General features: G+C 58.4%; 7 protein-coding genes and 1 pseudogene. 5 read left to right on the plus strand and 3 right to left on the minus strand.

All coding sequences use genetic code 11. The features are described 5' to 3' along the window. Positions 1 to 69 precede the first annotated feature (69 nt). Together DWW12_RS02615 and DWW12_RS02620 are read left to right on the plus strand one after the other, a co-directional pair. The gene (locus DWW12_RS02615) at positions 70 to 2,067 is read left to right on the plus strand and encodes a type IIA DNA topoisomerase subunit B (protein ID WP_117854849.1); all 1,998 of its coding nucleotides are present in this window, start codon (positions 70 to 72) and stop codon (positions 2,065 to 2,067) included. A gap of 45 nt (positions 2,068 to 2,112) precedes the next feature. After that, positions 2,113 to 4,353: a DNA gyrase subunit A gene (locus tag DWW12_RS02620; protein ID WP_117854851.1), complete on the plus strand. Its 2,241-nt coding sequence runs from the start codon at positions 2,113 to 2,115 to the stop codon at positions 4,351 to 4,353. A 99-nt stretch (positions 4,354 to 4,452) separates the two neighbouring features. Here the strand turns inward: DWW12_RS02620 and DWW12_RS02625 are convergent, their stop codons facing one another. From DWW12_RS02625 to DWW12_RS02635, 3 genes are all read right to left on the minus strand, one after another. Continuing rightward, positions 4,453 to 5,742 carry an ATP-binding protein gene (locus DWW12_RS02625; protein ID WP_117583295.1) on the minus strand — a complete coding sequence of 430 codons (1,290 nt, stop codon included), beginning with the start codon at positions 5,740 to 5,742 and terminating at the stop codon, positions 4,453 to 4,455. A 180-nt stretch (positions 5,743 to 5,922) separates the two neighbouring features. Beyond that, on the minus strand, positions 5,923 to 6,453 hold the full coding sequence (locus DWW12_RS02630; RefSeq protein WP_055252412.1) for a flavodoxin family protein: 531 nt from the start codon (positions 6,451 to 6,453) through the stop codon (positions 5,923 to 5,925). Positions 6,454 to 6,651: 198 nt separating this feature from the next. Further along, positions 6,652 to 7,212, minus strand: a complete 561-nt coding sequence (locus DWW12_RS02635; RefSeq protein WP_089572815.1) for a TetR/AcrR family transcriptional regulator — start codon at positions 7,210 to 7,212, stop codon at positions 6,652 to 6,654. Between the two features lie 143 nt (positions 7,213 to 7,355). Here DWW12_RS02635 and DWW12_RS02640 point away from each other — a divergent pair, with 143 nt between their 5' ends. The 3 genes and pseudogenes from DWW12_RS02640 to DWW12_RS02650 all read left to right on the plus strand — a co-directional run. Further along, complete coding sequence (locus DWW12_RS02640) at positions 7,356 to 8,321, plus strand: hypothetical protein (RefSeq protein ID WP_199570638.1); 966 nt, start codon at positions 7,356 to 7,358, stop codon at positions 8,319 to 8,321. A 3-nt stretch (positions 8,322 to 8,324) separates the two neighbouring features. After that, entirely contained in the window at positions 8,325 to 9,023 is a 699-nt protein-coding gene (locus DWW12_RS02645; protein WP_117854852.1) for a hypothetical protein, read from the plus strand. Further along, a pseudogene (locus tag DWW12_RS02650) lies at positions 9,011 to 9,226 on the plus strand (hypothetical protein); the annotation flags it as partial. The gene DWW12_RS02645 and the pseudogene DWW12_RS02650, both read left to right, overlap by 13 nt.

The following is a 9,226-nucleotide window of genomic DNA, read 5'->3' on the forward strand; positions in this document are numbered from 1 at the left end:
GCCTGGGCTATGCTACCTTGACTATCTATATGACTTAAACGCAGCAAAAGAAGCACCGAGAGAGCGAGTATGGCAAAAAACACCGCAAACTATGGTAACGACAGTATCCGCCAGCTCAAGGACGAGGAGCGCGTACGCCTGCGCCCCGCCGTCATCTTTGGCTCGGACGGACTCGATGGTTGCGCGCATGCCGCCTTCGAGATCCTGTCCAACGCCGTTGACGAAGCACGCCAGGGCTACGGCAAGCTCATCACCCTCACCGCCTTTCGCGATGGCTCTATCCAGGTAGAGGACAACGGCCGCGGCTGCCCGCTCGACTGGAACCCTTCCGAGAAGCGCTTTAACTGGGAACTCGTCTTTTGCGAGCTCTACGCCGGCGGCAAATACAACAACAACCAGGGCGGCGACTACGACTTCTCGCTCGGCACCAACGGTCTGGGCTCCTGCGCGACCCAGTACGCTTCTGAGTACATGGACGTCACGGTTTGGCGTGACGGTAACAAATACTCTCTGCACTTTAAGAAGGGTAAGGTCGTCGGCGCCAAAAAGAAGGCGCTCGAGATTGAGCCCAGCGACGAGAACCGCACCGGCACCACCATCAAGTGGCGCCCCGATCTTGAGGTCTTCACCTCCATCAGCATCCCCCACGATTGGTATCGCGAGACCATGCGCCGCCAGGCCGTGGTCAACGCCAACGTTACCTTCCGCCTGCGCATCGAGGGCGACGATGGCGAGTTTTCCGAAGAGGACTTTTGCTACCCCAAGGGCATCGAGGACTATGTGCTCGAGAAGGTCGGTGCCGACTACCTCACCGAGCCCTTCTTTATCGAGGCCGACCGCCGCGGTCGCGACCGCGAGGACCTGCCCGACTACAACGTCAAGATCACCGCGTGCATGTGCTTCTCGCGCACCTTCATGATGCAGGAGTACTACCACAACTCGTCATGGCTCGAGAACGGCGGTTCGCCCGAAAAGGCCGCCCGTAGTGCTCTGACCAGCGCCATCGATGCCTACATCAAGCAACAGGGCAAGTACAACAAAAACGAGAGCGGCATTAAGTGGCAGGACGTCCAGGACTGTCTGGTGCTGGTGACCAACTGCTTCTCCACCCAGACGTCCTACGAAAACCAGACTAAGAAGGCCATCAATAACCGCTTTATCCAGCAGGCGATGACGGCATTCTTTAAGGAGCGCCTCTCGACCTATCTGATCGAGAACAAAGACGCCGCCAACAAGATCATGGAGCAGGTGCTCATCAACAAGCGCTCGCGCGAGAACGCCGAGAAGACGCGCCAGAGCATCAAGACCAATCTGCAACAGAAGACCGACATGGCCAACCGCGTGCAGAAGTTCATCGACTGCCGCTCCAAAGACAAGGACCGTCGCGAGATCTACATCGTAGAGGGCGACTCGGCAGCTGGCGCCATCCGAACGTCGCGCGACGCCGAGTTCCAGGGCGTTATGCCCGTCCGCGGCAAGATCCTCAACTGCCTAAAGGAGGACTACCCGCGCATCTTTAAGTCCGACATCATCATGGACCTTATGCGCGTGCTGGGCTGCGGCGTGGAGATCAAGGACAAGCGCATCAAGAACCTTGGTGCCTTTGACCTGGACAACCTCAACTGGAACAAGGTCATCATCTGTACGGACGCCGACGTCGACGGCTATCACATCCGCACGCTCGTGCTCACCATGCTCTACCGCCTGGTGCCCACGCTTATCGACGAAGGTTATGTGTATATCGCCGAATCGCCGCTCTACGAGATCAACTGCAAAGAGAAGACCTACTTTGCCTACACCGAGCTCGAGAAGAACGGCATCCTCAAGGAGATCGGCGACCAGAAGTGCTCCATCAACCGCTCCAAGGGTCTTGGTGAGAACGATCCGGACATGATGTGGCTCACCACCATGAACCCCGAGACGCGCCGTCTGATCAAGGTGGAGCCCGAGGACGTCACCAAGATGGAGACCATGTTCAACCTGTTGCTGGGCAACGACGAGGCGGGCCGCAAGCGCCATATCTCGGAGCACGGCAAGGAATACCTGGACCAGCTGGACCTGCAATAGCAGCAAATCGATAACGACGGCCCATAAGAAGTTCAAGAGGATATCGTGGCAAAGAAGAAGACGAAGAACCAGCCAAAGAAAAAGCAGGTCAACGCCGAGAACGTCATCGGCCTGCACTCCGAGGTCACCGACCAGCCAATCACGCAGACGCTCGAGGTCAACTACATGCCCTACGCCATGAGCGTCAACGTCTCGCGTGCGTTCCCCGAGATCGACGGCTTTAAGCCCTCGCACCGCAAGCTGCTCTACACCATGTACAAGATGGGCCTGCTCAAGGGCGAGCGCCAGAAGAGCGCTAACATCGTGGGCCAGACCATGAAGCTCAACCCGCATGGCGATGCCGCGATCTACGAGACGATGGTGCGTCTGGCTACCGGCAACGAGGCGCTGCTCGCCCCCTTCGTGGAGTCGAAGGGCAACTTTGGCAAGTACTATTCGGGCGACCTGAGCTACGCCGCCTCGCGTTATACCGAAGCCAAGCTCTCCCCCATCAGCGCCGAGATCTTCAAGGACATCGACAAGGACCCGGTCGACTTCGTCGACAGCTACGACGGCGCCATGAAGGAGCCGCGCCTGCTGCCCACCACGTTCCCCAACATCCTTGTCTCGGCCAACAAGGGCATCGGCGTCGCCATGGCGTCCGACATCTGCGGTTTCAACCTCAACGAGGTCTGCACCGCCACGATGCATTACCTGCAGGATCCCGACTGCGATCTGCTCGAGTACATGCCCATGCCCGACTTCTCGACCGGCGGCGAGATTATCTACCGCCGCGAGGAGATGGAAAAGATTGTCGAGACCGGCCTTGGCAGCTTCCAGATCCGCTCCCGCTGGCGCTGGATTCCCGAAGAGCGCATCATCGAGGTGTACGAGATCCCCTACACCACCAAGACCGATGTCATCATCGAGCGGATCGTCAAGCTTTCCAAAGAGGGCAAGGTCAAGGAGATCGCCGACATCCGTGACGAGACCGACCTTTCGGGCCTGCGCATCGCCATCGACCTTAAGCGCGGCGTCGACCCCGACAAGCTCATGGCCAAGCTCTATCGCTCGACCACGCTGCAGGATTCATTCTCGTGCAACTTCAACGTGCTGGTCGACGGCTATCCCCGCGTTATGGGCGTGCGCCAGATCTTGCACGAGTGGGTCAAGTGGCGTATTGAGTCCACGCGTCGCCGCATTAACTTTGACCTGGGAAAAAAGTCCGAGCGTCTGCACCTGCTGCACGGCCTCGAGGCGATTCTGCTCGATATCGACAAGGCCATCGCCATCATCCGCGGTACCAAGCTCGAGGCCGAGGTCGTGCCCAACCTTATGCGCGGCTTCGACATCGACGAGACCCAGGCCGAGTTTGTTGCCGAGCTCAAACTCCGCAACATCAACGAGGAGTACATCCTCAACCGCACCAAGGACATTGCCAAGCTTGAGGGCGAGATTGCCGAGCTTGAGGAGATCCTCTCCAGCGAGGAGAACATCAAGAAGGTCATCAGCGACGAGCTGGCCGCGGTCAACAAGAAGTACGTGATGCCGCGCCGCACGGGCAGGATCGAGCCCCATGAGGTTATCGAGGTAAGCTTGGAGCCCGAGGTCGAGGAGTACCCGGTCACCATCATGCTCTCGCACGATGGCTACCTTAAGAAGATGACGGACCGCGTGCTCAAGAAGGCGACCACGCTCAAGTACAAGGACGGCGACAAACCCTTTATCGAGTTCCCGTCCTCCAACACTCACGAGCTGCTGGTCTTTACCAACAAGAGCCAGGTGTACAAGTGCAAGGTCGCGGCGTTTGAGGATACCAAGTCGGCCCAGCTGGGCTCGTACCTTCCGACCGATCTTGAGATGGAACCCGACGAGAGCGTCATCTGGGTCATCGACCCCGAGGACTACAAGGCCGACGTGCTGTTCGTCTTTGAGAACGGCCGCGTGGTGCGTGTCGCGCTTTCTGGATACGTTACCAAGACCAACCGCAAGCGCCTTAAGAACGCCATCTACGGCGGCAGCAAGCTGCTGTATGCGCAGGTGCTCAAGGAGGACCGCGACCTCGCGCTGGTCTCGAGCGACTACCGCCTGATGAACTTCAACACGTCGCTGCTCAAGACCAAGACGACCACCAACACGCAGGGCGTCCAGGCCTTTACGGCCAAGAAGGGCCGCTCGGTCACCACCGTCGGCACGACCGAGGAAATCCTTGGCGCCGGCGTCTCGGCCGAGAAGTTCACCGCGCAGAGCCTGCCCTCCGCCGGTGCCCTCATGAAGGAAAACGACATGCCGAGTTTGTTTGACTAGGACGACGGCGACCAAACCGTCATGGTTTAACTAAGCAGCGGGGCCCGGAGCGCAGTAAACGCTGCGCCCTGGGCCCCATGCATTACACCAGCATCATCCCTATAGACAAAATGCCGCATAAAGTGGAACAGACATAAGCCCATCATTCATTCCAAAGGGCTTAGTCGATAGCCTGATAAGGCGTACGCCCGGATGGGTCTTTTTAAGTGAGGACAGGCTTCGAGATCTTGTGTTCTCTCCCGCCTTGACTTCAATCGCAGACAAGCATCCCTGCTTCTCTACTACAAAGTCGATTTCCGCACGATTATCTCGCGCCCAATAATGCAGCGGATAGCCCATGGCTGAAAGCTGTTGGGCGACGTAGTTTTCGGTAAGTGCACCCATGAATGTGCCGCCGATGCCGGCAAGAATATCGGCGCGTTGAGCACCGGCCTTGGAGACGAGCAGCCCTGTATCCGCCTGATAGATTTTAAAAGCAGAAGGGTTAACGAAGGCCTCTAAAGGGCTTTCGATCTGCCCGACTAGGCTGCAGCGCGCCACCGTACCCGACAATACAAGCCAGTCGAGAGCATCTCCAAAGAGAGACGCATTGCCCCCCGCTCGCACTACCTTGTATTGAAATTTGCGATTCTCTTTGGCAAGCTGCTGTGGAATGGAATCGAAGCACGCACGCGTCTTTGCGCTCAAGCGTTCATCAGCATATTTATTGGTGTCGGCGGAATATCCGTCGAGAATAATCCGATGCTTTTCGGCCACATCAATGATTGACTGATCATCGATATACGTTTGGACCGCCTCGGGCATTCCGCCAACAACAAGATACTGTCGATAGAGCCTAAGCGCCTTTTCATGAAGGCTTGGCGCAAGAGGACCCATTAACTCGAATGACGAGCGTATCTCATCGACCAGCTGATCGTGCCCCATTGCCCAGAGAAACTCCTCGAAATCGAGTGGAGTCATCTCGATCAAGTCGGTCTTTCCGACGGGGAACGAATACGACTGATGGTTAATGGCAACCCCAAGAAGCGACCCGGCAGCCGCAACGTAATACTCGGGAGCATCTTCGCAAAAGTATTTAAGGGAAGTGAGCGCTTCCTCGCATGCCTGGATCTCGTCAATGAACAGTAAGGTTTTGCCAGGCACGATACGCTGTCCCGTACGAGCCTCGATCGCGCGCACAATCGAATGAGGGTCAAGACCGCCCGAAAAATCCGCTCGCGCCGACCGGTCGTTCTCAAGATTAACGTAGACAACCGATTCGAAAAGATCCTGGGCGTACGTTCTGAGCAAATAGGTCTTGCCACACTGGCGCACGCCTTTGACCAGCAAAGGTTTTCTATCAGCTCTGTCTCGCCATTCCCTAAGGAGCTCGTCTGCCTTGCGACGCATACGTAACCTTCCCTCATGAACTTCTATTTGACAATATTTTAACGCGGATTAATTTGTTTTCAGTTATTTTTCTGCGTTTAAAAATTGTTCTATACGGCACTTGAGGGAATTCGCCCCTATCTCTCGGTAAGGACAGCAAGCATTTCCACCAACGCTGATCGCCATGCGTTCTTCTTGTCCTTAGGCAAGCTTGCGAGCGAGCTCTCGCACCTCTTTCAACTTGGGCGAGGATGCCATGCTGTCGCGCTCGGTCATACCGCTGATGGTGACAATGCCCTGGTCCTCCCACTTGCAGTACGCGCAGGTTGACTTGTACATAGCGATCGCCGCATCATAGACACCCTCGCTGTGGCTATCGAGTAAAAGGGCCGTCTTGGTGAACGGGAATCCCGTGGCACCGAAGGCGTACAGGCGGTCGATGGCGGTCTTTTCCTGCGCAGTGATATCAAACCAGTAGATAGGCGAAGCGAAGACAACCATGTCGGTGTCTTTCAGCGACTCAATCACGTTGGCCATGTCATCCTTCTGCACGCAGACGCCCTCATGGGCGAAGCAGTACTGGCATCCCAAGCAGCCGGCGATCTTCTTGCTGGCAACGCGGATGACCTCGACCGTATGGCCGCCCTCACGCGCGGTCTCGGCAAACGCCTCGACCATGGTATCGGTATTAGCGCCCTTACGCGGGCTGCCGCTCAATACAACGATATTCATAGGATTCCCTCTCCCTCATGCTGCAGGCGCGCAGCATGCTTTCTTGTAACCAAAACGAATGGTGTTAATCAATCGCCAGCAGGCCATATCTCTTGTTCAAGTTCCCTAAAGAAGCTCAAGACGATTGCGATTGCCTTATACAACGTCGAAAATCAAAGAGGGCCCATAGCAACGCCACCTACCTGAAATGACATGCGGTCAAGACGAGCTACGAGGATCGTGACGAGCCGATACCGCCCGCATGCCCCCTTCGGAATAGGCGCTGAGCAGCTCCTGAGCGTGGGCAAACTCGGGCCCTCGCCTCCAACCGAGCAGGCGGTTGACCGCGAGATTTCCCTGGACGTTGTGGACGAAGAGCAGATAGGCGTCCTCGCGCGAAAGCCCAGTCTCCTCCATGATCGAGGGAACCATCTGCTCGGCGCCGCGCTCGACGACGCGCTGTGCCACCCGGGCGTACGCGTCGTCATCCGAGTAGAGCAGATAATAGTCATCGTTTGCCGGCGGACGCTGGCAGAGGGCACCCGCCTCCGTTCCCTCGAGCGGCGGCACCGCCGCCAAGGCCTCGTCGATAAGCGCGTCGAGCAGGGCGAACTTGTCCTCGTAGTGCAGATAGAACGTGCCACGGTTGATATCGGCGCGGCGGCAAATATCCGCTACCGTCATCTTCGCGAAGCCGACCTCGGCCAGCAGCGCGAAGAACGCCTCCCGTATGACCGAGAGTGTATAGCGTCGGCGACGATCGATCTTCCCCGCTTCCATTACCCCTCCAATTGCAACGCTCGACAATGCCCGGCAAACGCTCGTTTATCGACAGCAGGCCGAAGCTGTTCATTGCTCTTAAGCAAATCGACATGGATACTTTTTATAGACACCTGTTTATAATAGCTGAAAGAAGGTATCCAGTGACCCTGTACGAGCAGCTCGTTATCGAGCTCACCAACCAATCGTTTTCCCTTCAGGCCGCCTACCGCAGCGGCGGCACGCCCTATGAGCTGAGTGACCGCGAGCCCGAGCCCTACGACCAGCAAATCAGGGACTTCGCCCGCATGATCGAGGAAGCCGATTGCGTGCTGGTGGGCGGGGCCTCTGGGCTCTCCGCGGCGGGCGGCGGCGACTTCTATTACGAGGACAACGCAACCTATCGCAGGCATTTCGGCAAATTCGCCGAGCGCTACGGTTTCAAGGGCGCTTTCGAGGGGTCGTTCTACCGCTGGCCCACCGCCGAGGCGCGCTGGGGATACCTCGCCACCTTCCTCGACACCACGCTCAACGCCCCGCTGCGCAAGCCCTACAGGGACCTCGACACCATTATCGCCGAGAAGGATTTCTTCGTGCTCACCACCAACCAGGACACGCAGTTTGTGAAGCTCTATCCCTGGGAGAAGGTGGCAGAGATCCAAGGCGACCACCGCTTCTTTCAGTGCTCCCACTGTTGCACCGACGCGGTGTGGGATGCGGTCGAGCCGGTCTCCCGCATGGTAGAGGCCATGGGAGACGGCCTTGAGGTTCCGACAGAGCTCGTGCCGCGCTGCCCGCACTGCGGGGCAGAGGCGTTCCCCTGGGTTCGCGGCTACGGCAACTTCCTGCAGGGCGAACTCTACGAGGAGCAGTACCGCAAGGTGTCCGACTGGCTCGACGCGCACGCACGGCAGAGGATCCTCTTCCTCGAGCTGGGTGTGGGCCGCATGACGCCCGCGTTTATCCAGGAGCCGTTCTGGGCCCTCACGGCGCAGTTACCGCAGGCCAGCTACATCGCCGTAAACAACAAGACGCAGTTTCTCCCCCGCGCGATCGAGGATCGGGGGCTCGCCGTTCGCGCCGACATCGCCGACGTGCATGCCGACGTGCGCAAGACGCTGGGGAGGTAGCGCATGGAGACGGCGAAAGCAGTTCGCATAGGCAGGGCGCTAGCCGAAGCGGATCTTGTCATCATCGGCGCTAGCAACGGACTCGACATGGCGGAGGGGCTCAACCTTTTCTGCGCCGATGCTCATTTCCAAGAGGCGTACGGCGACCTCGCTCAGGCAGACGGCATCGGCTGCATACTGCAGGGGCTCGCTTCCCCGGATGCCAGCGTGCGACGCCGATGGGCCGATCGGTTCCATCAAAAGGAGTATCTCGAATATGAGCCCGGCTCGCTCATGAACGGGCTGCGGCGTCTTACGGAGCACGCCGACACCTTCGTGGTCACATGCAACATCGACGGGCACTTCGCGCGCGCCGGGTTCGACGAGGAGCGCGTGCTCGAGACTGAGGGGAGCATACGCACGTCGATCGACGAGCGGCGTCTCGCCCATCCAGACGCCCTCGCCACGGCCCAGCTCGAGGAGCTCGAGCGCCTTGTGCAAGCCCATCGCAACGACAGGGTTGCCATCCTCGAACTTGGCGTGGGACTGCGCAACGGCGTCATAAAGCACATGCTCGCCCAGATCGCGAACGTCTGCGAGCACGCCACCTACATCGTGTTCAACTACAGCCAGGCCATGGCGCCCGACGCATCGTGCGAGACGATTCTCATTGACGGCGATATGGCCCCGGCTTTCGAGGAGATCGCCCGATGCCGCCCCTAGAAAGAGATGCACATAAACTTCGAAGCCTTATCGACGATGCCGACGCCATCATCGTCGGCATCGGCTCGGGCATGTCGAGCGCCGCCGGGTTCAACCATTACAACCGTGCGGGCATGGCGCGCGCAGGAATGGCGGACTGGCAGCAAGCCTTTGGCTTCAAGAGCCTTTTCGACGGCTTCTACCACCTCTACCCCAGCCTCGAG

It is taken from the genome of Collinsella sp. AF14-35 (genome assembly GCF_003464565.1).
Classification (GTDB): domain Bacteria; phylum Actinomycetota; class Coriobacteriia; order Coriobacteriales; family Coriobacteriaceae; genus Collinsella.

Excerpts from the sequence above, each read along its gene's own strand:
- DWW12_RS02615 (WP_117854849.1), top strand. The coding sequence starts at position 70 with ATGGCAAAAAACACCGCAAACTATGGTAACGACAGTATCCGCCAGCTC.
- DWW12_RS02625 (WP_117583295.1), bottom strand. The coding sequence starts at position 5,742 with ATGCGTCGCAAGGCAGACGAGCTCCTTAGGGAATGGCGAGACAGAGCT.
- DWW12_RS02630 (WP_055252412.1), bottom strand. The coding sequence starts at position 6,453 with ATGAATATCGTTGTATTGAGCGGCAGCCCGCGTAAGGGCGCTAATACC.
- DWW12_RS02635 (WP_089572815.1), bottom strand. The coding sequence starts at position 7,212 with ATGGAAGCGGGGAAGATCGATCGTCGCCGACGCTATACACTCTCGGTC.
- DWW12_RS02645 (WP_117854852.1), top strand. The coding sequence starts at position 8,325 with ATGGAGACGGCGAAAGCAGTTCGCATAGGCAGGGCGCTAGCCGAAGCG.